The sequence below is a fragment of the Vibrio sp. 1731 genome, from assembly GCF_033339955.1.
GTDB lineage: Bacteria > Pseudomonadota > Gammaproteobacteria > Enterobacterales > Vibrionaceae > Vibrio > Vibrio alginolyticus.
Map to the genome: position 1 here is coordinate 1 of NZ_JAWOVO010000026.1, position 23558 is coordinate 23558.

Consider the following 23558-nt stretch of genomic DNA (forward strand, 5'->3'; position numbering starts at 1 on the left):
AGTTGGTTAGAATACCGGCCTGTCACGCCGGGGGTCGCGGGTTCGAGTCCCGTCCACTCCGCCACTTATATTAAGCCTCAGTCGAAAGACTGAGGCTTTTTTCGTTTTGGTTCCCCGACTTACCTTAAACCCACTTTCATATTGAAACCTTGCATCGAGAGGCCGGCTTCCCTCTGGCGATGCTTTCTAAGCCCTGTTATGAGTGAAGTGGAACGCAGTTTTGTGTGGTTTCTGCAGTCTCGAGCGCTAGTTTTGAGCCCCTGTGCTTAACTTACCAAAGCTTCCTTTATTATTACCTGGAAAATTTATTCAATAGGTTATGTTATTTTCGGGGGAGATTTCTCTGCTTTAGATGTTTTGATTTAGCCATAGGCGCTTATTAATATAAACTCAGCGCATTTAAAACTTTCCAAACATGGATTTTGTTTTGTCGATCTATTTAAGCCAGTGTCTTAAAGTATATTCGCTACTTCTTCCCTCTAACCCTCTCCAACCTTCAAAGCCACCACTACGTACGTATAACGTGAGCGGTATAGGTGCTTTCATAGCTGTGTTTGCTGAGTAAGTCGTTCACCTAGCACATTGACTGAGGAAAGGTCTTCTTTCAGTGGATCTTCGTCTAAGTCACGATAGTTTTTAATAATTATCTGGTACTTTTTATTCTAAAGGTGTACGCTTCACATCGAATATTTTTTCGACAGTAAATCATGTTATATCTCTTGTTTAAAAGCTTTGTAAGAAGGCTGAACTCCGTGCAAAAAACGCGATGAAGTGTTGCTCGGAGTCTTAAATTAATCTTCATCAGGTGTTTTATGTGTGGGTAGCTTCGCTGAAGTTATACGCAGGTGCTTGTACACCTGATAAAAGAGAAGAGATGGCCGGTGATATTTCATCATCGGCCTTTTTGTATCTGTTAAGCAGCTACAAAGCATTTCCCAGTATTGAAATAAGGGCCGGTATTGATCACCGGCCCTTTTTTATTTGGTTGAAAACATGAGTATTTTACAAGTTAAAAATTTGTCTTATCAGATAGCCGATAAGACATTATACAACAACGTGACCTTTCGTATTAACGTGGGAGAGAAAGTAGGTATCACCGGAGCGAATGGTGTTGGAAAAAGCACCTTATTGAAACTGCTTTTCGGTGAATTATCTGCAGATAAGGGCCGCATTGAATGGTTACCAAGCCTTGAGGTAGGGTATTTAGAACAACATTTTAAGATCGATAATGTGCTGACAGTTCATGAGTGTTTAAAGGGCTCTTTTGAGAGTTTATACGCTGCAGAGCAAAAGCTTTGGACTTTGTATCATGCGATGACCGAGTCTCACTCTACATCTCTTTTAAGCCAAGTCGCTCGGCTACAGGCATATTTAGAAGATGAAAACTTCTATGCAATTAATACCAAAATTGAACAAGTTGCTGTAGGTCTTGGCATTTATCAATTTGGCTTAGATACACCGCTTGTCTCGCTAAGTGGCGGTCAAAGACACAAAGTCCTTTTAGGCAGGTTGTTACTTCGCAACCCCGATGTGTTAATTCTTGATGAGCCGACAAACTATCTTGATGCTCCGCACATTGAATGGCTAGTCACGTTTCTCAATGATTACATTGGCACCGTTTTACTGGTTTCTCATGATGTTGATTTCCTTAATCAAGTAGCGACCAGTATTTGTGATATTGATTATCAAACGGTTCGAAAATACAGCGGCACTTATGTCAAAGCAATGCAGCAAAAGCATCACGATGGTGCTTTGATAGAAAAGCAATATAAGGCTCAGCAAAATGAAATTCGAAAGTTAGAGCAATTTATTGCCAAAAATGGCGCTGGAGTTAACGCGAGTCTTGCTAAAGGGCGTAAGAAAAAACTGGATAAAATCGAACGTATTCAACTGAATAATGTAGAGAAAGTATCGATGTTTGACTTTGCTTACCAGCCCATTGGGCAACCGAATGTGATTGACGCAAAAGCGTTGATGATCGGTTATCAGCAGCCTCTGCTTCCAGTGTTTGATATCACGTTAGCGCGCGGGGAAAAGTTGGTTGTTGCTGGCTTTAACGGCGTGGGTAAGTCGACCTTACTTAAAACCCTGATGGGGGAGATCGAGCCACTCTCTGGTGAGGTGGTATTGGCAAAAGGTGCAATAATTGGTTATTTTTCTCAAGATTTGTCTTGGCGCCATCCTCAGAACACGCCTGAACAGGAGCTGTGCTCTTGTGCGCCAACAATCTCAAGCAAAGAGTCACGCAAGCTATTAGCTCGCTTTGGGATTACGGGGGATAAGACGCAGCGCCACTTAGATACATTGAGCGGTGGTGAGCAAACTCGGGTGAAACTGTGTTGTTTATCGGTTCAGAAATGCAATGTTTTGCTGTTGGACGAACCAACAACACATTTGGATAGCAGCAGTAAAAATGCGCTTAAAGAGGCTCTCCTGCGCTTTTCCGGTAGCGTGATTGTAGTATCTCATGAGAAGGCATTTTTGCAATCTTGGCCTGATAGAGTTTTAGATATTTCGTTGCTCACTTGTGCTGAATCGAAAACAGAACAGGAGGTGGAGCTATGATGCAGTCCATGATCCTATTTCTCGTTGCTTTTCTTGTTGGTGCTGATGAGTTGATGCTTGGATCTATTCTTGAACCTATCGGAAATGATTTAAGTGTTCAACCGAGTCAGGTGACCTTATTTATTACGGCATATAGTTTAGCCATAGCAATTTGCGCTCCTTACTTGGGCCGTTTATCAGACCGAGTTGGGCGTATTCGTATCATGGTGCCTGCTTGCTTTGTATTTGGGGTTGCGTCTATTACGACGGGCATAGTTCATGATTTTGAACTTGCTATTGCAACTCGTGTGATCACTGGTATTGCAAGTGCAGGCATGTTACCAATTGCATTCGCGTTAGCGGGAGACGCGAAGGGTAATAGAGCGATGCGTCAAATTGTGATGGTTCAGGCGGGATTAACGCTAGGTATGATAACTAGTCCGGCGATCGGAGCATTGTTGACCCAGCTTTTATCATGGCGTACCGCTTTTATTATTTTGGGCGTGGCGGCTCTTTTTGTCGGTGCCATGAGCGTAGTGTCCATGAACAACAAGCATAATGAGTCCAAGAAGTCAGATACTCTGCCACCTATCACAGACGTCATTCATCTTCCAGGCGCGTTGAGGGCGATTCTAGCGATGTGTTTAGGCCTAGGGGGAGGTATTGGTGTATTTAACCTGATAGGCCTTCATATTCGAGATACCAGCGAGTTGGCGCTCGGTTGGGTGGGCGCTATTTATGCTGCTCTAGGGATCGTGAGTGTGGTTGGAAATATGTGCGTGGGGAGAGCTTGCCGTTGGCTTGGTAGCTCTCGAGCTGTTATGCGAGTGGCTTTAATGGTGTGCATACCTTGCAGTGCATGGGTGTTCTCAAGTGAGATGAGTACGGTTACCGCTTATCTTCCAGCTCTAGTGCTCTGGTCTCTTGCTGGAGGGGTTGGTTCTCCGGCATTACAAGCACATATCGCAAGCTTATCTGATGAATATCGAGGTGTGTTAATGTCTTTTGGAATGAGTATGATGCACTTTGGTGTCGCGATTTGGTCTGCCTTGGCGGGCTTCGCGTATTCTGTAGGCAATGAATGGGTCGCTTTCGTGGCTTTGCTATTGTTTGGCTCAGCAGTAGTTATCTTAAAGCCAGTTGGTAATACTGAACAAAGTGAGCGTTATTCGTAGTGTTTTAGTAGATAAAGAAAAGCCGTTACCTAAAAAGGTAACGGCTTGTTCCAAATACTTTTTGAAAAACGGTCTTAGTTCATGCCGTATTTCTTAAGTTTCTTGCGAAGAGTACCGCGGTTGATACCCATCATAGTTGCTGCGCGAGTTTGGTTACCGCGAGTGTACTGCATGATAGTATCTAGTAGTGGCTGTTCAACTTCAGCTAGAACTAATTCGTATAGTTCTGTTACTTCCTGGCCGTTTAGTTGAGCAAGGTAGTTTTTAAGAGACGCTTTAACAGAGTCACGTAAAGGCTTCTGAGTAATCTGGTCTTGTGACGTTACTGTAGTTACTGTTAATGCTTCTGAAGTCAGATTTTGTTCGAACATATTCGGTCTAGCTCTTCTCTTAATTATGATGCAACGTTATCAAAATAACCTTCTAACGCCTCAATTTGCAGCGGAGCTGCGTCGATAGCGTTGAAGGTACGGCGAAACTCACTTGCCTGTTCATGCTCTTTCAGGTACCACCCAACGTGCTTGCGCGCGATACGTGGACCTAAGAACTCCCCATAAAACTCATGCAGAGCATTTACATGACCAAGCATAATGGTTTTCACTTCCTCAGTTGGAAGTTCCTCCATTGTGGTGCCGTTTTCCAAATAGTGATGGATTTCCTGGAAAATCCAAGGACGACCCTGGGCAGGGCGTCCAATCATTAAAGCGTCCGCACCGGTGTACTCCAGTACAAATTTGGCTTTCTCCGGGCTATCGATATCACCGTTCGCGATAACCGGAATTGAAATCGCCTCTTTTACCGCTTTAATGCTGTCATATTCGGCCTCACCTTTGTACATACATGCTTTCGTTCTGCCATGCAGAGCAAGAGCTTGTATGCCGCAGTTTTCGGCTAATTTAGCGATCTGGACACAGTTCTTGTTGTCTGTATCCCAGCCAGTTCGAGTCTTTAACGTTACAGGAACGTCCACTGCATTCACGACCGCTTTCAAAATCTCTTCGATAATGTTTGGGTATTGAAGCAGAGCAGAGCCCGCTAGCTTCTTATTCACTTTTTTTGCCGGGCAGCCCATGTTGATGTCGATGATTTGTGCACCGTTCTCAACACTGAATTGAGCTGCGTCCGCCATAAGCTGTGGATCGGAACCCGCAATCTGTACAGAGCGAATGCCCGATTCGCCCTCGTGTACCATGCGCTGTTTCGACTTTGACGTTCCCCATAGTTTTGGGTTAGCAGACATCATTTCACTGACGGCCATTCCCGCACCATAGCGAAGACACAACTCGCGAAACGGTCTATCCGTTACACCAGCCATAGGGGCTACGATTAGATTGTTCTTAAGTTGATAGTTTCCGATTTTCAAAACGTCATCACAGTTCTGTACCAGCAAGGGCGCGCATTTTACGCATTTTTTCACTGCGTGAAAAGACTAATATTTGAGCATTTACAAATTGTTTTTGTAAATTGTATGAATTTCAAACAATTAGCTCTGAAAACCTTGTCTAGCCTTGCTTACGACCAGAGATGCGACACCATTCACTTTGCTCAACAATCGGGTCAATGTGAAGCTCGTCACGGTAATAGTTCGCAACATCTTCAGCTTGAGTGTCTAATACGCCGGACATAGCGAGGTCGCCATTTGGCTTAACTAGTCCTTTGATGATAGGTGCAAGTTCACGTAAAGGTCCCGCAAGGATGTTGGCCACAACGATGTCAGCGACGAGACCTTCAGGTTGATTTTGCGGTAAGTAAACTTCTAGTTTGTCTGCAACGCCATTACGCTCAGCATTGTCTTTTGAAGCAAGCAGGGCTTGAGGATCAATGTCGATCCCTATCACTTTTTCAGCGCCCAGTTTGATCGCTGCGATCGCAAGAATACCTGAGCCACAACCGAAGTCGATAACGGTCTTACCGCTTAAGTCCATGCTTTCTAGCCACTCAAGACAAAGTGCTGTTGTAGGGTGAGTACCCGTACCGAATGCAAGGCCTGGATCCAACATAACATTAACAGCGTCAGGATCTGGAATGTCGCGCCAGCTTGGACAAATCCATAAGCGTTCACCAAATTTCATTGGGTGGAAGTTTTCCATCCATTCGCGTTCCCAGTCTTTATCTTCAAGCTGTTCTACTTTGTAAGCAAAATTGTCAGCCAGCATGTTGCTCGCTTTAACTTGGTCGATGATGAAGTTAGTGTCTGCTTCTGCATCATACAGTGCCAGAATATCAGTATCGCCCCATAAGCGAGTTTCGCCAGGTAGAGGTTCGAATACAGGTGTATCCTGCGCGTCTAAGAATGTAACAGACAGCGCGCCAGTCTCTTCCATTAGCATATCGCCGATTTGCTCAGCGTTTTCATTGGTCGCGTTGAGTTTGATTTGAATCCAAGGCATTGGTTTTTGCTCTTAAAGTGAATGAAGTGGCGCAGAGTTTACCAGAACTCTACGATTTGTTTGAGTATATACCCAAATAAGCCGATTTATATGTTGAGCCCTTCGCGTACATATAAAACAAAAATGCCCACGGGAGTGGGCATTTTTTAAGACGTTTGCTTAGGCTTATTGTAAGCCAAGCTTCTTCTCTAGGTAGTGGATGTTTGCACCACCGTGTTGGAAGTTTTCGTCATTCATAATGGAGAATTGCAGTGGCACGTTAGTTTTGATGCCTTCGATGATCATCTCACCCAGTGCGTTTTTCATACGTGCAATCGCTACATCACGGTTCTCACCGTAAGTGATCAGTTTACCAATCATTGAATCGTAATGAGGTGGAACTGTGTAGCCTGTGTAGATATGAGATTCCCAACGTACACCCATACCGCCAGGAGCGTGGAAACGCTCGATCTTACCCGGAGATGGTAGGAAGCGCTCAGGGTCTTCTGCGTTGATACGACACTCAATCGCATGGCCACGGATCTTAATATCATCTTGAGTGAATGACAGAGGCTGACCCGCTGCAACACGAAGCTGTTCTTTGATTAGGTCGATGCCAGTAACCATCTCTGTTACTGGGTGCTCTACTTGAATACGAGTGTTCATTTCGATGAAGTAGAACTCACCGTTCTCGTATAGGAATTCAAACGTACCTGCGCCGCGGTAACCGATCTCGATACATGCACGAGTACAGCGTTCACCGATGTACTTACGCATTTCTTCTGTGATACCAGGTGCTGGAGCTTCTTCCACTACTTTTTGGTGACGACGTTGCATTGAACAGTCACGCTCACCAAGGTGGATTGCGCCGCCTTGACCGTCAGCAATAACCTGAACTTCAACGTGACGAGGGTTTTCTAGGAATTTCTCCATGTAAACCATGTCATTGTTGAACGCCGCTTTTGCTTCAGCACGTGTCATTGCAATAGCTTGGATAAGGTCTTTCTCTGCGCGAACAACACGCATACCACGACCGCCGCCGCCGCCAGATGCTTTGATGATTACTGGGTAACCAATGCGCTTAGCAAATGCTTTGTTTTTCTCTTCGTCATTGTCTAGAGGGCCGTCAGAACCCGGTACACAAGGAACGCCTGCTTTCTTCATTGCATTGATAGCAGATACTTTATCGCCCATTAGGCGGATAGTGTCTGCCTTTGGACCAACGAAGATGAAACCACTGCGCTCAACTTGCTCTGCGAAGTCTGCGTTCTCAGACAGGAAGCCGTAACCTGGGTGGATAGCCACAGCACCAGTCACTTCTGCTGCAGAAATGATGCGTGGAATGTTTAGGTAGCTGTCGATACCACGAGCAGGGCCGATACATACGGTTTCGTCTGCGAGTAGTACGTGCTTAAGATCGCGGTCCGCTGTTGAGTGAACAGCGACGGTCTTAATACCTAATTCTTTACAAGCGCGAAGAATACGAAGTGCAATTTCACCTCGGTTCGCGATGACTACTTTGTCTAGCATAAGGCAAGCCCCGCTTATTCGATTACAACAAGAGGTTGGTCGAATTCAACTGGTTGGCCGTCTTCAGCTAGGATTGCTGTAACAACGCCAGATTTGTCCGCTTCGATTTGGTTCATCATTTTCATTGCTTCAACAATACATAGAGTATCGCCAGCATTTACTTTCTGACCCACTTCTACGAATGCTTTAGAGTCTGGGCTTGGAGAGCGGTAGAAAGTACCAACCATTGGAGAAAGAACTTGGTGACCTGCAGGTGTTGCTGCTGGAGCTTCTGCTGCTGGCGCTTCCGCTACTGGTGCCGCTGCTACTGGAGCAGGTGCCGCCGCTGGAGCTGCTGCGTAGTGAATTGGTGCTTGAGGGGCTGCAGTGCCATGACGGCTGATGCGCACTGACTCTTCACCTTCAGAGATCTCTAGCTCAGCAATGCCAGACTCTTCAACTAACTCAATTAGCTTCTTGATTTTACGAATATCCATCTTTTCTTTCTCTTTTATCTTGTGATTAAGACAACCCTCGTAGGGTTGCAGAGTGTTAGGGTTACTTTGCCTGTAGCTTATTGATCGCTGCAGACAGAGCAAATTCATAACCTTGTGCGCCTAAACCGCAAATCACACCCTCTGCTTTATCTGACAGGTAAGAGTGATGACGGAATGGTTCACGTGCGTGCACATTTGATAAGTGCACCTCAATAAATGGGATGGCGACGCCAAGTAATGCATCTCGCAGCGCCACACTAGTATGAGTGAAAGCCGCTGGATTGATGATGATGAAGTCAATCTTGCCATAGGCAGCGTGAATGGCTTCAATCAGTTCGTACTCACGATTTGATTGTAGGTGTTCCAGTTCTACCCCAGCGTTATGGGCTTGCTCTGTAAGAGTATCCACAACTTGAGCTAAGGTACTGTGACCATAGTGTGTCGGTTCGCGCAGACCCAATAGATTAAGATTTGGTCCGTTTAGAACAAGAATCCGTGACTTTGCAGACATTGTGTTGCTATCTTCCCTTATCGTGAGTGGAACGTTTATATTCCCAAATATACGATAGTTCAGCACGATTTTTTTGTTAAAACCGAGCAAATTTTAAAAAATCGACCAAGATTATAGCTAATTCATAGCAATTAGCAGCAATTTACTGGTCTAATCTCCTAATAGCCACTCTCGTTTCTGTAACCAAGTTAACAAAAACAACATAATTGCCATATTTTTTGTGTGGCCAATTTGTGCACTAAAGCAAAAAACCGCCATGAGTGATGGCGGTTTTTAAAGTGCTTTTAAAACAGTTGGTTGAATTTATGCCAATTCTGCTTTCTCTGCGATAAGTTTATCTACAACGCTCGGATCGGCAAGCGTTGATGTGTCTCCGAGGTTGCTAGTATCACCCGTTGCAATTTTACGCAGGATTCGACGCATGATCTTACCAGAACGAGTCTTCGGTAAGGAATCCGTCCAGTGCAGTACATCTGGTGTTGCAATTGGACCAATTTCTTTACGCACCCAATCTTTCACTTCTTTGTGTAGCTCTGCTGACGGGAATTCACCATCGTTCAAGGTAATGTAAGCGTAGATAGCTTGGCCTTTGATATCATGCGGAATGCCCACAATAGCGGCCTCAGCAATTTTATGATGTGCGACAAGAGCCGATTCTATTTCAGCGGTACCCATGCGGTGACCCGACACGTTTAGTACGTCATCAACACGGCCCGTGATCCAGTAGTAACCGTCTTCGTCACGACGAGCCCCATCACTAGTAAAGTACATTCCCTTAAAGGTTGAGAAGTAGGTCTGTTCAAAGCGCTCGTGGTCGCCATAAACAGTACGCATCTGACCTGGCCATGAATCAAGGATCACCAAGTTACCTTCTGCTGCGGTTTCTTCAATGATGTTGCCCATGTTATCAACCAGTGCAGGTTGGACTCCGAAGAATGGTCGAGTTGCTGAGCCTGGTTTTAAATCTGTTGCGCCTGGTAGTGGTGCAATTAAGATACCGCCGGTCTCTGTTTGCCACCAAGTATCAACGATAGGCGAGCTCTCGTTACCAATCGTTTTGTAGTACCACTCCCACGCTTCAGGGTTGATAGGCTCACCTACTGAACCCATCACACGTAAGCTTGAACGAGATGTCCCTGCTACCGCTTCGTTACCTTTTGCCATTAGTGCACGAATAGCGGTTGGCGCAGTGTAGAGAATGTTCACTTGGTGCTTATCAACCACTTCACTCATACGAGCCGTGCTTGGGTAGTTTGGAACACCTTCAAACAGAATGGTTTTGGCCCCGTTCGCTAGTGGACCATAAATTAGGTAAGTATGGCCTGTAATCCAGCCCACATCCGCGGTACACCAGAAGGTTTCTCCTGGTTGATAATCGAAGACATATTTAAAGGTCATTGCCGCGTAGACGAGGTAACCGCCTGTAGTATGTAGTACGCCTTTAGGTTTACCTGTCGAGCCAGATGTGTAGAGGATGAACAGCGGGTCTTCGGCTTTCATCTCTTCTGGTGGGCAAACGTCAGAAACGTTGGCTGTTGCTTCGTGCCACCAAACATCACGGTGTTCATGCCATTCAACATCACCACCTGTACGTTTAAGCACGACGACTTTATTGATGGTTTTTACGTCTGGGTTGGTTAGTGCTTCATCCACGTTCTTTTTCAGTGGAACAGCGCGTCCGCCACGTACGCCTTCGTCTGCGGTGATCACGACTTTAGCGTCAGAGTCGATGATACGGCCGGATAGTGCTTCTGGTGAGAAACCGCCAAATACTACGGTGTGAACCGCACCAATACGGGTACAAGCGAGCATAGCCACTGCAGCTTCTGGCACCATTGGCATGTATAGACACACCACGTCGCCCTTGCGTACGCCTTGCTCTTTCAATGCGTTGGAGAATTTACACACTTCTTTGTGCAGTTCGTTGAAAGTGAGTGTTTCGTCGTCGGCTGGATCATCGCCTTCCCAAATGATGGCGACGTCATCCCCGTGTTCTGCAAGATGACGGTCAATACAGTTAGCCGAGACGTTCAGTGTGCCATCTTCAAACCAGCGAATATCAACATGGCCAGTGTCGAAAGAAGTGCTTTTTACTTTGGTGAAAGGTTTGATCCAATCAACGATTTTGCCGTGTTCGTTCCAGAAGCCCTCTGGATCGGTTACCGACTGCTGATACATGGCTAAGTAAGTATCATTATCCGCGTGTGTATGAGTTTTAATATTTTCTTTTACCGGATAAACGTGGGCTTCGCTCATGGCTTCTCTCCTTGTGCCTTATTTCTCGGCCTTACACCAATCTAGATAAGATTTTGAATATATTTTTGTAGGGCTGTTTTTTGGTTCTAAATAACTTGGTCGTGGTAATGACGACGTTGTGCTTATAACTGTCAGTCACCGCGCGTATTTCCACAATTAGACTTTAGGATGAGAGTGATAGAAGCGCCGGGAAATCGCTGAAACAAAAGTATTTCTGGGAGCTAGGTCAACTGATTTTTATGTATACGGTGCGGTTAGGTTGGGTAAATCGCCTTTCGTTAAGCGGACAAAGACCAAAGCGGCAGAAATCGCGTCTTGCAAGGCGTCGTGTTTGTCTTGGATAGGAAGTTCGAGGTGTTTACAAATGGCATCCAGACTTAAGTCGAAATAGGCATTCGGCAAATGTCGTTCCAACTTATCGTGATAAATCTGACTGACCTCGATGAGTGGGTTAGGAAGTGGGAAGCCAAGTTGCCTCAGACAAGCAAGGTCTAAGATCTTTTTATCGTAACGAATGTGATAGCCCACAAGTGGTCGGTTGCCGATAAAGTCGAGCAGCTCGAGCAGCGCCTCTTTTTCACTGATGCCATCGACTAAGTCTTGGTGGCGAATTCGATGGATCTTGACCGAGCCAGAGTCGAGCGATTGCGGCGCGCGTAAGCGGACTTCAAATGGTTGACTGGTGATGATGCGGTTGTCGATGATCTTGGTGGCTGCAATAGTCACCAGCTCGGCGCGATTTGGGTCAAGGCTGGTGGTTTCGCAGTCAAGAGAGACGTATTCTGTTTTATCTGGCGTGCAAAACAGCGACTGATAAGGCGAGCCTTTCAATTTGTAATGCCAGTATTTGCGTTGTAACCAGTTCATTGCTTACGCCTCTGTGATTTATGAAAATCAGGGTTAATCACGAATTTGATAATGGAAGCCTAAAAATTGCTTAAATTTCTTCACCACATGTAAGCTGTGGCGAAGCAAATCACGCTCAGTTCTATCCAGTTGTTTAATATCAATGTTATTCAACGCTTCTTGCTTTTTGAGTTGCTGATTGAGGCGAAGTTTAAAGAACAATTTCAGTGCTTCGTTGAGATTATCTGCCGTTTCGGATTCTAAGATGCGCTTATTTCTCAGAGCTTCAATGCGTTCAAACGTGTTCTTCTCTTCAATGGCATACTCCAAAGACAAGGCGCGAATGCCGTGTACAATTGGGAAAATACCGCCGCGTTTAATGTCCAATCCGTCTTTAGCACTTTTTACGTTGCCAAATAGAGTTAGGGGCACCGAAAACTGCAAGGCAGGGCGAGTAAAGTCAGACAATATCAACATGCGATCTTTCATTGTGTCACGAAGATGCGCCGCAATTGGAGCCAGCAGCTCGCAATTCCCAGCAACAGCATGGGCGTCACTGAAAATAGCTAAGTCCATGATTTGTTCTGGTTCGGCTTTAGCTATCCAGTGGTTTAGGGTACTTATCCATTCTTGCTGTGTTTTGACCCATTTCGGGTTGTTAACCATCACTTTACCAGGGCAAAGTGGATAACCGAGCTGTTGTAGGGTGTGTGTGAAGGATCGCATCACTTGTTCGCAATGAGGCCATTCCAAACCATCTTGAATAATCAGGGCATTGTCTTGATCGGTTTTGAGAATTTGCTCTCCTCGGCCTTCAGAGCCGAGTACGATCAAGCAACAATGGTCGTGCAAGGCTGGTGGTATCACTAACTCGAACGCTTTCTCGATAATTTGTTCGTTTACGGCTGAGATAAGCTCCATGATGAAGCGAGTGCGGATGCCGTTTTTCAATAAGCTCTCGACCAATTGACGTTGGCGGTTTGAGGCCAAAGCGAGCTCTTCCACGCTGCTTGCTCGAGCAATACTGAGCGTTAACACGTGAGAGTGGGTTGAGAACGCGCTGAGAATTTGGGTCATATCCAGCATGCCGACGGCTCTGTTGCCTTCACATACCATGAGGCGTTTCATTCTATTTCTGGTCATTGTGATCATGGCGTTGAATAGAAAGTCACCATCATCAACGTGATAAACAGGAAAGCTCGCGATCTCACCCACTGGTGTGTCGAGCGCGCAACCATCTATCATCACAGAATGCAGCATATTAGTACGAGTCACTATTGCGTACGGGTGGGCTGATGGCCATTTTTCCAATCGTGGATCATCGCCATGGAGTTGAACCAATGCAGCGTCAATCCCATTTTCTTTTAAGGCACGCGTTACCTCGTGAATTGGTGTATTTGGTTCAAGGATCATCGGTGGGTGATAAATGCTGCGGTCAACTTTAGTGAGAATAAACTCCGCTAAGTTTTGCTGTTGATGGGCCGCTTCGATGAGCTCTTGCCGTTTCGATAAATTGTTATCGAAATAGGCTGCAAACTGGCCATTTTCGTTGTAAAGGGCAAGGAAAACTTCTTTCGGCAGTAGGTAAGAGAGCGTGTCCTCAAGCGCGATGTAGTGATGACGTACCTTGTCTTCAAGTAACGAGCGTACATCGAACATATCGTCGTTGGCATAATGTGCGAACACTTCCTGTTGATCGTTGGAGCGCTCTTCTACCGCGCCTTTGATCAGAATATGTAAGTGGGGGTTCTTCTGTCCGCAGGATAAAATAACATCTCGAGCTCGATAGTAGGCGACGTCCAGAGACGATCGCAGTCGCGTTTGTTGTGCTTCAGTTAAGCGATCGAACGGTGGAGATTGCATGTTAAATTTGTCAGGCATGAGAACACCCAATAATGATGGAAGGAACACTCTCTAAGTCTGACAAATTTCTTACCGGAAGCCAGACGACTTTGGTCTAAATTACGATGTTTTCGCTTGAAGATGCCAAATGTCGCAAAGTTAGTATTCCATCGAGGAAACGATAAGTTTCTTATTCTTCCCTTTTTATAATACGCATGGCGATCCATAATTCCCGGCTCGAACGTTGGTGTTCCCGTTTTAGGATATTAGTAATGTTGAAACCTTCTCCGTATGGCTGGATTTCCCAGTACTTTCTCGGATTCTTCTTTGCGTATGGCGTGTATCTGCCATTTTGGTCACTTTGGTTTAAGGATCAGGGCGTATCTTCGACAGATATCGGTTTGCTGGTCGGGTTAGGCCTTGCGACACGTTGTGTTGCCAATATCGTGATCACCCCACGAGTACACAAAGTCGAACATCTTATGCCTGCTTTACGTTGGTTGAGTTTCGCTGCCCTCCTTTTTGTTGGATTTCACTTTTTTACGGGTGGTAGCTTTTGGTTAATGGCACTAGCGACAGTGTTGTTCAATCTTTGTTGTGGACCGATTATTCCGTTGTCGGACGCGATGGCAAATTACTACGCTCGCCTGAAAATGCTCGATTATGGCCGCACGCGGCTATGGGGTTCGATCGCCTTTATCGCAGGCTCGACGGCAGTGGGCTACCTGGTGGCTGAATTTGGCTCCGATATGATCTTGTACACTGCGATGTTCGGCGTGTTTATCTCGTTGCTGTTTGCTATGCGACCGACTAACCCAATGCCTGTAACGCACGGTGGGCAAAGCGCAGAACGTCCAAAGCTGACCGCTCTTTTGACCGACAAGCCGATACTAAAATTCTTAGTGTTGGTGTCACTAATTCAGGGCAGTCATGCGGCTTACTACGGCTTTAGTGCGATTCACTGGAAGGCCGCTGGTCACTCGGAAGATGTCATTGGCTACTTATGGAGCTTGGGGGTGGCCGCAGAAGTGGCAGTGTTTGCACTGAGTAAGCGTTTATTCGTAGGTTGGTCAATACGCGCGCTGTTTATTGCTGCTGCCGTTGGTGTAATGATGCGTTGGGGTATTACGGCGTCGACAACATCAATTATTGCTTTGGTGATTGTTCAACTATTGCATGGTGTGACTTTCGCTACCGCACACATTGCCGCGATCCAATATATCCAAAACTCCGAAGAAAATAAGATCGTAGCGTTGCAAGCGTTGTATAACGCGATTCCGTTGGGCGCATTTATCGCGTTAATGACCGTATTGAGTGGCTGGGGTTATGAGCACTGGGGATCGCTTGTGTTCTGGGGCATGGCCGCGATGGGGTTATTGGCTCTGTTCATCAAGCTTGATTCGCAAGACCCACATCAGGTGGTTGATGTATCAGACAAGCCACTTGAAACACAGAATTAGACTTATGTAACAAAGGTTAAAAACTAAGCTTTGTCTCCGTTATCAAAGCAGTGTTAAATGAAACCTCTCCCTCATGGAGAGGTTTTTTTATTCTCTTGCTTTAAAAGTAGCAAGAAAGGCAAGAAAGGATATCGGATGCAAGGATGGCTGGTGGTTCCCGTTTCTTTAGCGTATTTGGGAGCTTTATTTATCATCGCGTGGTACGGCGACATTCAGAAAAGGTGGCTAGCGCGCTGGCGGCCTTGGATTTATAGCCTTTCCATTGCGGTGTACTGTACATCGTGGACCTTCTACGGCACGGTCGGGCAGGCCAGCAGTAATCCTTGGTCTTTCTTGCCTATCTATATTGCTCCCATTTTAGTGTTTACCATCGGATGGCGCGTTTTAGCTCGGCTTATTTTGATTGCTAAACGGGAACACATCACGTCGATTGCTGACTTTATCGGAGCACGCTACGGTAAATCCCAAGGTTTGGCCGTGGTTGTTACGCTCATAGCGGTTGCGGGAATTTTGCCGTACATCGCTTTACAGCTGCGTGGTATCACTATGGGGCTTGAAATCATTGCTCCGGAGCTGGCTACTGATTTTGGTTATCAAAACGATAGCGTGTCGTGGTTTGTTGTGGTCGCATTGGCGATTTTTACGATGCTATTCGGTACCCGCCACATTGATAACACGGAACACCATCGTGGGATGATGATGGCAATTGCCTTCGAATCCATTATCAAACTGCTGGCTTTTTTAGTGGTTGGTGTTTTCATTGTTTGGTTGGCGATGAACACCGAGAATTTGAGCTTAATTGATGTTGCCGCACAGACGTATCAGTCACCAAATATCCCGACTATATTGATTCATACTGTACTCACGATGCTGGCGATCGTTTGCCTTCCGCGACAATTCCATACGATGGTTGTGGAAAATGAACGTGCTCAAGATTTGCACGTGGCTCGTTGGTTGTTCCCCATTTATCTGATCTTAATGGGGATTTTTGTTTTACCTATTGCGTGGGTAGGGCAAGGTCTCTTGAGTGGCGCTTCGCCTGATACTTATGTCATCAGTGTGCCGATGTCGGTAGGGGCGAGTGAAATCGCCTTACTTGCGTTTCTAGGCGGTACTTCAGCGGCAAGTGGCATGGTTATCGTATCGACGATTGCCTTAGCGATCATGGTCTCGAATGACTTGGTTATGCCATTGCTATTGCGTCGCATGCGACTGACGCAGCGTAACCATCACCATTTTTCTGAATTATTACTGCGGATCCGCCGTGGTTTGATATTAGTTTTGTTGATTGGCGCGTGGTGTTTCTATCAAGCGTTGGACACTATTCATTCACTGTCTGCTATCGGCTTTCTCTCGTTCGCGGCTATCACGCAATTCGCTCCTGCGCTGGTTGGCGGTATGTATTGGCGTCAAGGGAATAAGAAAGGTGTGTATGTTGGCCTCGCGGTGGGTTTTGCTACCTGGTTGATTACGTTAATGAGCCAAACAGACATGCTTGCCGGAGACGCCAGTAATAACTTCCTGATCTGGTTGATTACGCCACCAGAGGTATTGGCTAGTTTTGATATCGCGATTTCAGATTGGGGGATGATCCTCAGTGTGGTCGCTAATGCAGTGTGTTTTGTTGTGGTTTCTATGGCTACCCGACCAAGCCTAAGTGAGCGCTTACAATCGGCATCATTCGTTGGTACACCGCTGCCTGAAAGCGAAAATATGAGTCTGTACCAGAGCCGCGTTACGGTTGCAGAACTGGAAATGCTAGCGTCTAGATTTGTAGGACGAACGCGAGTTAAAGCGGCGTTTCAAGCCTACTGGAGCCAGCAACGAGAAGAGTTGATGCCGAATCAACAAGCGCCATCTTCTCTGATTCGGCATACGGAGCGTGTGCTAGCAGGGGTATTTGGAGCATCTTCTGCTAAGTTAGTACTTACTTCTGCTCTGCAAGGAAGAAACATGCAGCTTGAAGAGGTGGCGACTATCGTCGATGAAGCCTCTGAACTGTACGATTTTAGTCGGGGTTTACTCCAAGGCGCGATTGAGCATATTGGACAAGGTATTGCGGTCGTCGATAAGCAACTACGCTTGGTAGCGTGGAACCAACGCTATTTAGAACTCTTTGAATTTCCGCCAGGCCTGATTCAAGTAGGTCGACCGATTGCGGATGTGATTCGGCACAATGCAGAGCAGGGGTTGTGTGGCCCTGGTGACCCTGATGACCACGTTCGTCGCCGTGTTTATCACCTTGAGCAAGGGACTCGGCACACCTCTTCTCGGGTTCGTCCCGATGGTCGCGTGATAGAGGTGCAAGGTAACCCAATGCCAGGTGGTGGCTTTGTGATGAGCTTTACCGACATCACCGTATTCCGTGATGCAGAGCAAGCACTGAAAGACGCCAACGAGACATTGGAAGAAAGGGTACGTCTGCGGACTCGAGAATTAGAACAACTCAACAAGCAGCTGGTGGAAGCGACGCAGCGCTCTGATTTGGAATCGAAGTCCAAATCACGGTTCTTGGCGGCAGTAAGCCATGACTTGATGCAACCGCTCAACGCGGCGCGTCTATTCGCATCTTCACTATCGGAAGTCGCCAAAGACAGCGAAGCCAAAAAGCTGTCAGCACACATTGAAAGTGCTTTAGAGGCTGCCGAAGACTTAATTGGAGATTTGCTGGATATCTCGCGTTTGGAATCGGGCAAGTTGGAAGTCAACGTGCATGGCTTTGCGTTAAATGATGTGTTATCGAATTTGAATGCTGAGTTTAGTGCGTTAGCCAAACAGCAAGGTATAGAGTTCACCATGATTCCGTCCTCACTCATGGTTAAGTCGGATCCCAAACTGCTGCGCCGTGTGGTGCAAAACTTCCTGACCAATGCGTTTCGTTATAACCCGAATGGCAAAGTCGCACTCGGTGTTCGCCGCGTGAAAGGGCGAGTGCGTATTGATGTATGGGATAATGGAGTGGGGATTGAAGAAGAGAAGCAGCAAGAGATTTTTGAAGAGTTTAATCGCGGAACTCAAGTTCGTTCCGACCAAGGCCTCGGACTTGGTTTGGCGATTTCGAAAGGAATTGCTCAGGTACTTGGGCATGAAATTTCGATGCGCTCTTGGGTTGGAAAAGGCAGTGTTTTTTCCATCACCCTAGATAAAGCTGATCATGTTCAGCCTCATCCAGTTCACGTGGCAATGAGTAAGCAATCTGAACTTGGTCATCTGAGAATCCTATGTGTCGATAATGAGCCTGACATTCTAGTCGGCATGGAAAACTTACTTTCCCGATGGGGCTGCGATACACGAGTTGCGATTGATTTAGTTGAAAGTCTACAAGCGCTTGAGGATGGTTGGATTCCGGATGTAATTTTCTCCGATTACCGACTTGATGATGGTCGTACTGGTTTAGAAGTGCTACAGCAATGCCGCCTAAGATTAGGCCACAGCTTTGAAGGCGTCATCATCAGTGCAGATCGTACCGATGATATGCTTGATGGCATCAAAGCAAATGGGTTCAGCTTTATTGCTAAGCCAGTTAAGCCGCTTAAGCTGCGTTCGGTGCTCAATCGAGTCGCTTAGGATTGGAGTGTTTGAAAAATCGCTATAAAAAGAGACCTCCGAATGGAGGTCTCGATGTTTGTAATCTTAGTTGATAGGCTGAGTTTGCCGCTTATTCTGCGACGCCGCCTTGAGTCAGTTTGGCTGGATTAAGCAATCGCTCTAGTGTGGCTCTATCCAAATCAGTTTCTTCTTCCGCGACATCAATAATCGCGCGTCCCTGTTTGTAGGCTTTTTTCGCGACTTCTGCCGCTTTTAGGTAACCAATGACCGGGTTGAGAGCCGTGACCAAAATAGGGTTTTTGGCGAGTGCTACATCCAAGTTATCTTGGCGAACTTCAAACGTCGCAATGGCTTTGTCAGCTAAAGCGGTTGCGCTGTTAGAGAGTAACTCGATGCTCTCCAATACGTTATGAGCAATAACTGGCAGCATGACGTTAAGCTGGAAGTTGCCCGCTTGGCCTGCGACGGTAATGGTGGTGTCATTACCAATGACTTGCGCTGATGCCATAGCTGCGGCTTCTGGGATCACAGGATTTACTTTGCCAGGCATGATGGAAGAACCCGGTTGCAAGCCTTGTAATTCAATCTCACCTAAACCAGCCAATGGACCTGAATTCATCCAACGAAGATCATTTGCGATCTTCATGATCGCAACTGCTGCTGTTTTGAGCTGTCCCGACAGAGCGACGATCGCATCTTGACTGCTTAAATTGAAAAAGAAGTTATCACTGGCCATGAACTGAATACGAGTTGACTGGGTTAGGTTGCTAGCGAATAAGTCTGCAAAGCGTGGATCGGCATTGATCCCCGTTCCAACCGCCGTACCACCTTGGGCTAAGGCTTTTACAGCAGGAAGTGTTTGTTCAATCGCTTGTTTTGCATGCTCGATTTGGAACTGCCAACCGCCAAGTTCTTGAGCAAAGGTAATTGGCATCGCGTCCATTAAGTGGGTGCGACCGGTTTTTACAACATCTTTCAATGCTTGTTGCTTAGACTCTAGTGTTTGGCTTAGGTGTGACAGGGCCGGGAAGAGCTGTTTTTCAATGGCTAATGCTGCGCTAACTTGAATGGCCGTTGGTACCACATCGTTGCTGCTTTGTCCCATATTGACGTGATCATTAGGGCTGACAGTGCCGCCTAGATGCTGGGAGGCCAGTGTTGCAATTACCTCATTCGCATTCATATTTGAGCTAGTACCTGATCCGGTTTGAAATACGTCAATTGGGAATTGCTCAATATGATTGCCTTCGATAATTGCTTGAGCTGCGTCAGCAATCGCGTTGGCAATATCTCCCTCAAGCAGCCCTAGCTGTGCGTTGGTGAGTGCCGCAGTCTGCTTGATGTGTGCTAACGCTTTGATAAAACCAGATGGCATTTTATGTTGACTGAATGAGAAGTTATCGACGGCGCGTTGAGTCTGGGCTTGGTAGAGAGCATCTGCAGGGACCGTTACTTCGCCCATACTGTCAGTTTCTATGCGGAATTCGGTGCTCATGGTAGGGATCCTTTTGGTTAATCGAGTGAGATTTGAATCAGGCGTAATTGTTGTTGTAGTGCGAGAAATTTCACGTCGCCTTGTTCAAACTGGTAGTAATAGCGTTTGAGGCAAAATAATGGCGTATGGATAGAATCGAGACAGACACGACGGAAGATACGACTGCGAGTTGAGTCTTGAATTGCGTCTAGTAAATGGAAATAAACCTGACGTAAAAACAGCTCACACAACAATAGATTTTCTTCATCGGCATCGTGTTCATAACAAGAAGACAACACCATTCCCCAATGAATATAGTCATGAATCACGTCTGGCTCAAAGCCATGTGGTGCGGCGAGAAGGAATCTATCTTGGGCTTTAAAAAATGCGTTAAAGATGTCCCGTTTGTTGTCCATAACCACCTCTCATTAAATGTAATGATAATTATTATCAATTAAGTTGTGGGTTGGCAACCCTTTTTAGAGTAAGAGGTTGTTGAAGAAAGACTTACGGAAACAAAAGCCGACGCAAAGGCGTCGGCTGAGTAGGAATTCATTTATGCTGAGTGAAACTAAGTCACTGTCGTTTGAATACCGGTGAATTAGCTTGTCGCCGTTATTCAGTAAATAAGGTTTCGTACTTCACAAATGCGGTTTGTGTTTCACCATAATACAGTGTGCCGCCTGATTGAATGACGACTCTTAACCAGCTTTCTGCAGATGCAGGCTTTGGTAAGGTGATGTACCAGCTTTGGCCTGCTTGATCGGCGGGCTTCATATCAATCGGTTGAGCGTTTTTCTCTTTGTCACTCACAATAGAAACTTTAACCCCTTCGAGTGGGTAAGCGGCGTTGAGTGACAATTCTAAGTTATTTTTAGTGAGTTTTTCAGAGCGAAATTTCACTTTAAAATCGCCATTTTCCATATCACACAGACCACTGGTGTAACGACAATTAGACTTACTCGCGAGTTTGTAAGTTTCCCCTTCTTGCGCCGCGTGGGGTTTCTCGCTGAGGGCCATATCGGTACCGAAGTAAGCGATCAAAGAGAGAACTGGCGCAATCAGTAGAGCGAGAATAAAGTGCTTGTTTTTGAACATCTTGGCTTCCTTGCAACGACATACTGCGAATATGGTAACTGAAAAGTGAGAATAAAAAAGCCCCGGACGGCTGGTTCCAAGCGGGGCTTTTGTGGTTTTGATTAGTTTTTAGTGATCCACTGCACTACCAGCACCTATTGGCACGCGAACGTGTTCGACTAGGTCTTTTACTTCTTGTGGCGTTTCTGCTGTTACTTTGGAGACAGCGAATGCGACGATGAAGTTAAATAGTGCGCCAATAGCACCAAACGCGTTTGGCTCAATACCCAGGAACCAGTTTGTTCCCCAGCTTTCTAGATATTTCCAATCAGCAACGAAAAGGATGCCTTTGTGTTGGAATACGTAGAACAGCGTAATACTGATACCTGCAATCATACCGGCGATTGCGCCTTCTTTGTTGATGCTCTTGCTGAAGATGCCCATCATCAATGCAGGGAAGATGGATGAAGCGGCAAGACCAAAGGCGAGTGCTACCGTACCTGCGGCAAATCCAGGCGGATTTAAACCGAGATAGCCTGCGGCTGCTATCGCTACTGCCATTGATATTCGACTAGCAAGTAGCTCTTTTTTCTCGGATATGTTCGGATTGATAACCCCTTTGATTAAGTCATGGGAAATAGCTGAAGAAATGGCGAGTAGTAAACCTGCTGCGGTAGATAGTGCAGCTGCAAGACCACCTGCTGCCACAAGTGCGATCACCCAGTTTGGTAGTTTAGCGATCTCTGGGTTAGCCAATACCATGATGTCGTTATCAACGCGCAGTTCGTTGGTGGACGCATCTGAAGTGTATTGGATATTGCCATCGCCATTTTTATCGTCAAAACCGAGTAGTCCAGTTGTTTCCCAGTTTTTGAACCACGCAGGACGCTCGTCATACGCTAGGTGCTGACCCGGAGCTGGATTTACCGTATTCATTAGGTTGAGGCGAGCCATCGCTGATACCGCTGGTGCAGTAGTGTAAAGGATTGCGATGAAGATCAGAGCCCAGCCTGCTGATGTACGTGCGTCGCGAACCTTCGGCACGGTAAAGAAACGGATAATTACGTGTGGTAGACCGGCAGTACCAATCATCAGTGACATGGTGTAGACAAACATATTAAGTGTGTCGCCACGTACTTGGGTCGTGTATTCACTGAATCCGAGTTCGGTCACAACTTGGTCAAGCCGATCGAGTAGATAGACATCGGTACCAGCCATGGTACTCCCCAGACCAATTTGTGGGATTGGGTTACCAGTGAGTTGCAGAGAGATAAAGATTGCAGGGATAGTGTAAGCAAGAATGAGTACGCAATATTGAGCAATCTGCGTGTAAGTGATGCCTTTCATGCCGCCAAGAACCGCGTACATGAAAACGATACACATACCAATTAATAGGCCGGTGGAGTAATCCACTTCTAAGAAGCGACCAAACGCAACGCCCACGCCTTTCATCTGACCGATAACATAAGTCACTGATGCGATGATAAGACAAACAACCGCTACGATACGTGCTGTGTTGGAGTAAAAGCGTTCACCAACAAACTCTGGCACCGTAAACTTACCAAATTTGCGTAGGTAAGGCGCTAGCAACAGCGCAAGCAGAACGTAGCCACCAGTCCAACCCATTAGAAATACTGAGCCGCCATAGCCCATGAAGGCAATTAAGCCTGCCATTGAGATAAACGACGCTGCGGACATCCAATCGGCTGCGGTTGCCATACCGTTTGTAATCGGGTTTACACCGCCACCAGCAACATAAAACTCTTTGGTTGATCCGGCGCGAGCCCAAATAGCAATCCCGATGTACAGGATGAACGTGGCGCCAACGACCAGGTAGGTAATAGTTTTCAAATCCATCTGAGTGACTCCTTATTCGTCCACGCCGAATTCACGGTCAATTTGGCGCATCTTCCATGCGTAATAGAAAATAATTCCTAGGAAGGCATAGATGGAGCCTTGTTGAGCAAACCAGAAACCGAGTTTGTAGCCGCCTAGTTGAAATTGATTTAGTACGTCGACAAATAAAATGCCGCAGCCGAAAGACACGACGAACCAGATGACCATTAGGCCGATCATGAGCTTCACGTTTTTGTCCCAATAGGCTTTGGCTCTTTCTTCACTTTCAAATGCCATTGCCGTCTCCTTACGATTGGTATTGTTGTTAATGAAATGTTTCAATATGTACATTAGCAAGGTGTTGGCAATAACTCTTTTCAACTTTAGTCGGGGTGTTAAAAATGAAGAATCCCCATGCTATGGGCTTTTGCAGCGAACAAAGGGGTAAAATGTTATGTTAATAAACTGTTAAGTTAGCCAAAGGTCTAAAGGTTGATTGGATAAACAAGCATGATTAAGACGGGCCATTAATCTTTTCTTCATTGAACTTGGAGATGCTGTGTAAATATTGGTGGTGATCTTGTGGCTCTTAAAGAGAGAAGGCGTAGATAAG

Annotated in this window: 18 protein-coding genes; 4 read left to right on the plus strand and 14 right to left on the minus strand. The window is 46.2% G+C overall.

The genetic code is table 11. The features are described from left to right. Window positions 1-993 precede the first annotated feature (993 nt). Together R7035_RS21575 and R7035_RS21580 are read left to right on the plus strand one after the other, a co-directional pair. The gene (locus R7035_RS21575; protein WP_132937296.1) at window positions 994-2565 is read left to right on the plus strand and encodes an ABC-F family ATP-binding cassette domain-containing protein; all 1572 of its coding nucleotides are present in this window, start codon (window positions 994-996) and stop codon (window positions 2563-2565) included. Further along, window positions 2562-3719: an MFS transporter gene (locus R7035_RS21580; RefSeq protein ID WP_132937295.1), complete on the plus strand. Its 1158-nt coding sequence runs from the start codon at window positions 2562-2564 to the stop codon at window positions 3717-3719. The genes R7035_RS21575 and R7035_RS21580 overlap by 4 nt, the downstream gene beginning before the upstream one ends. A 74-nt stretch (window positions 3720-3793) precedes the next feature. Here R7035_RS21580 and fis read toward each other — a convergent pair whose 3' ends face one another. From fis to R7035_RS21625, 9 genes are all read right to left on the minus strand, one after another. Then, window positions 3794-4090, minus strand: a complete 297-nt coding sequence (gene fis / locus R7035_RS21585) for a DNA-binding transcriptional regulator Fis (RefSeq protein WP_000462885.1) — start codon at window positions 4088-4090, stop codon at window positions 3794-3796. A gap of 23 nt (window positions 4091-4113) precedes the next feature. Beyond that, complete coding sequence (gene dusB, locus R7035_RS21590; protein WP_005382505.1) at window positions 4114-5082, minus strand: tRNA dihydrouridine synthase DusB; 969 nt, start codon at window positions 5080-5082, stop codon at window positions 4114-4116. 139 nt (window positions 5083-5221) lie between these two features. Then, window positions 5222-6109, minus strand: coding sequence for a 50S ribosomal protein L11 methyltransferase (gene prmA / locus R7035_RS21595; RefSeq protein ID WP_065274944.1), 888 nt, complete (start codon window positions 6107-6109; stop codon window positions 5222-5224). A 165-nt stretch (window positions 6110-6274) separates the two neighbouring features. Beyond that, window positions 6275-7618, minus strand: a complete 1344-nt coding sequence (gene accC / locus R7035_RS21600; protein ID WP_005382509.1) for an acetyl-CoA carboxylase biotin carboxylase subunit — start codon at window positions 7616-7618, stop codon at window positions 6275-6277. Between the two features lie 14 nt (window positions 7619-7632). Next, on the minus strand, window positions 7633-8094 hold the full coding sequence (gene accB / locus R7035_RS21605) for an acetyl-CoA carboxylase biotin carboxyl carrier protein (protein ID WP_005386355.1): 462 nt from the start codon (window positions 8092-8094) through the stop codon (window positions 7633-7635). A gap of 61 nt (window positions 8095-8155) precedes the next feature. Then, window positions 8156-8605 (minus strand): type II 3-dehydroquinate dehydratase, encoded by a 450-nt coding sequence (aroQ, locus tag R7035_RS21610; RefSeq protein ID WP_005382360.1) that lies wholly within the window; start codon window positions 8603-8605, stop codon window positions 8156-8158. Between the two features lie 303 nt (window positions 8606-8908). Next, window positions 8909-10861, minus strand: coding sequence for an acetate--CoA ligase (acs, locus tag R7035_RS21615; protein ID WP_132937294.1), 1953 nt, complete (start codon window positions 10859-10861; stop codon window positions 8909-8911). A 237-nt stretch (window positions 10862-11098) separates the two neighbouring features. Next, window positions 11099-11728, minus strand: a complete 630-nt coding sequence (locus R7035_RS21620; RefSeq protein ID WP_005382363.1) for a 3'-5' exonuclease — start codon at window positions 11726-11728, stop codon at window positions 11099-11101. Window positions 11729-11761: 33 nt separating this feature from the next. Next, window positions 11762-13588: a DUF294 nucleotidyltransferase-like domain-containing protein gene (locus R7035_RS21625; protein ID WP_054577284.1), complete on the minus strand. Its 1827-nt coding sequence runs from the start codon at window positions 13586-13588 to the stop codon at window positions 11762-11764. Between the two features lie 233 nt (window positions 13589-13821). Between R7035_RS21625 and R7035_RS21630 the strand changes: the two genes are divergently transcribed. Together R7035_RS21630 and R7035_RS21635 are read left to right on the plus strand one after the other, a co-directional pair. Continuing rightward, the gene (locus tag R7035_RS21630; protein WP_256901393.1) at window positions 13822-15009 is read left to right on the plus strand and encodes a 3-phenylpropionate MFS transporter; all 1188 of its coding nucleotides are present in this window, start codon (window positions 13822-13824) and stop codon (window positions 15007-15009) included. Window positions 15010-15144: 135 nt separating this feature from the next. Continuing rightward, entirely contained in the window at window positions 15145-18576 is a 3432-nt protein-coding gene (locus R7035_RS21635) for a PAS-domain containing protein (protein ID WP_054577283.1), read from the plus strand. A gap of 91 nt (window positions 18577-18667) precedes the next feature. Here R7035_RS21635 and R7035_RS21640 read toward each other — a convergent pair whose 3' ends face one another. The 5 genes from R7035_RS21640 to R7035_RS21660 form a co-directional block, all read right to left on the minus strand. Beyond that, window positions 18668-20053 carry a class II fumarate hydratase gene (locus R7035_RS21640; protein WP_054577282.1) on the minus strand — a complete coding sequence of 462 codons (1386 nt, stop codon included), beginning with the start codon at window positions 20051-20053 and terminating at the stop codon, window positions 18668-18670. Window positions 20054-20070: 17 nt separating this feature from the next. After that, a complete protein-coding gene (locus R7035_RS21645) occupies window positions 20071-20448 on the minus strand; it encodes a hypothetical protein (RefSeq protein WP_005382370.1) in 378 nt (125 codons plus the stop codon). A gap of 199 nt (window positions 20449-20647) precedes the next feature. After that, window positions 20648-21130, minus strand: coding sequence for a hypothetical protein (locus tag R7035_RS21650; protein ID WP_005382371.1), 483 nt, complete (start codon window positions 21128-21130; stop codon window positions 20648-20650). A gap of 108 nt (window positions 21131-21238) precedes the next feature. After that, window positions 21239-22966, minus strand: a complete 1728-nt coding sequence (locus R7035_RS21655) for a sodium:solute symporter family protein (RefSeq protein WP_318146268.1) — start codon at window positions 22964-22966, stop codon at window positions 21239-21241. Window positions 22967-22978: 12 nt separating this feature from the next. Then, window positions 22979-23242 (minus strand): DUF4212 domain-containing protein, encoded by a 264-nt coding sequence (locus R7035_RS21660; RefSeq protein ID WP_005382373.1) that lies wholly within the window; start codon window positions 23240-23242, stop codon window positions 22979-22981. Window positions 23243-23558 lie beyond the last annotated feature (316 nt).

Bases quoted from the DNA above. Each gene is read 5' to 3' on its own strand.
- R7035_RS21575 (WP_132937296.1), top strand. From the start codon at position 994: ATGAGTATTTTACAAGTTAAAAATTTGTCTTATCAGATAGCCGATAAG.
- R7035_RS21580 (WP_132937295.1), top strand. From the start codon at position 2,562: ATGATGCAGTCCATGATCCTATTTCTCGTTGCTTTTCTTGTTGGTGCT.
- fis (WP_000462885.1), bottom strand. From the start codon at position 4,090: ATGTTCGAACAAAATCTGACTTCAGAAGCATTAACAGTAACTACAGTA.
- prmA (WP_065274944.1), bottom strand. From the start codon at position 6,109: ATGCCTTGGATTCAAATCAAACTCAACGCGACCAATGAAAACGCTGAG.
- accC (WP_005382509.1), bottom strand. From the start codon at position 7,618: ATGCTAGACAAAGTAGTCATCGCGAACCGAGGTGAAATTGCACTTCGT.
- accB (WP_005386355.1), bottom strand. From the start codon at position 8,094: ATGGATATTCGTAAAATCAAGAAGCTAATTGAGTTAGTTGAAGAGTCT.
- aroQ (WP_005382360.1), bottom strand. From the start codon at position 8,605: ATGTCTGCAAAGTCACGGATTCTTGTTCTAAACGGACCAAATCTTAAT.
- acs (WP_132937294.1), bottom strand. From the start codon at position 10,861: ATGAGCGAAGCCCACGTTTATCCGGTAAAAGAAAATATTAAAACTCAT.
- R7035_RS21620 (WP_005382363.1), bottom strand. From the start codon at position 11,728: ATGAACTGGTTACAACGCAAATACTGGCATTACAAATTGAAAGGCTCG.
- R7035_RS21625 (WP_054577284.1), bottom strand. From the start codon at position 13,588: ATGCCTGACAAATTTAACATGCAATCTCCACCGTTCGATCGCTTAACT.
- R7035_RS21630 (WP_256901393.1), top strand. From the start codon at position 13,822: ATGTTGAAACCTTCTCCGTATGGCTGGATTTCCCAGTACTTTCTCGGA.
- R7035_RS21635 (WP_054577283.1), top strand. From the start codon at position 15,145: ATGCAAGGATGGCTGGTGGTTCCCGTTTCTTTAGCGTATTTGGGAGCT.
- R7035_RS21640 (WP_054577282.1), bottom strand. From the start codon at position 20,053: ATGAGCACCGAATTCCGCATAGAAACTGACAGTATGGGCGAAGTAACG.
- R7035_RS21645 (WP_005382370.1), bottom strand. From the start codon at position 20,448: ATGGACAACAAACGGGACATCTTTAACGCATTTTTTAAAGCCCAAGAT.
- R7035_RS21650 (WP_005382371.1), bottom strand. From the start codon at position 21,130: ATGTTCAAAAACAAGCACTTTATTCTCGCTCTACTGATTGCGCCAGTT.
- R7035_RS21655 (WP_318146268.1), bottom strand. From the start codon at position 22,966: ATGGATTTGAAAACTATTACCTACCTGGTCGTTGGCGCCACGTTCATC.
- R7035_RS21660 (WP_005382373.1), bottom strand. From the start codon at position 23,242: ATGGCATTTGAAAGTGAAGAAAGAGCCAAAGCCTATTGGGACAAAAAC.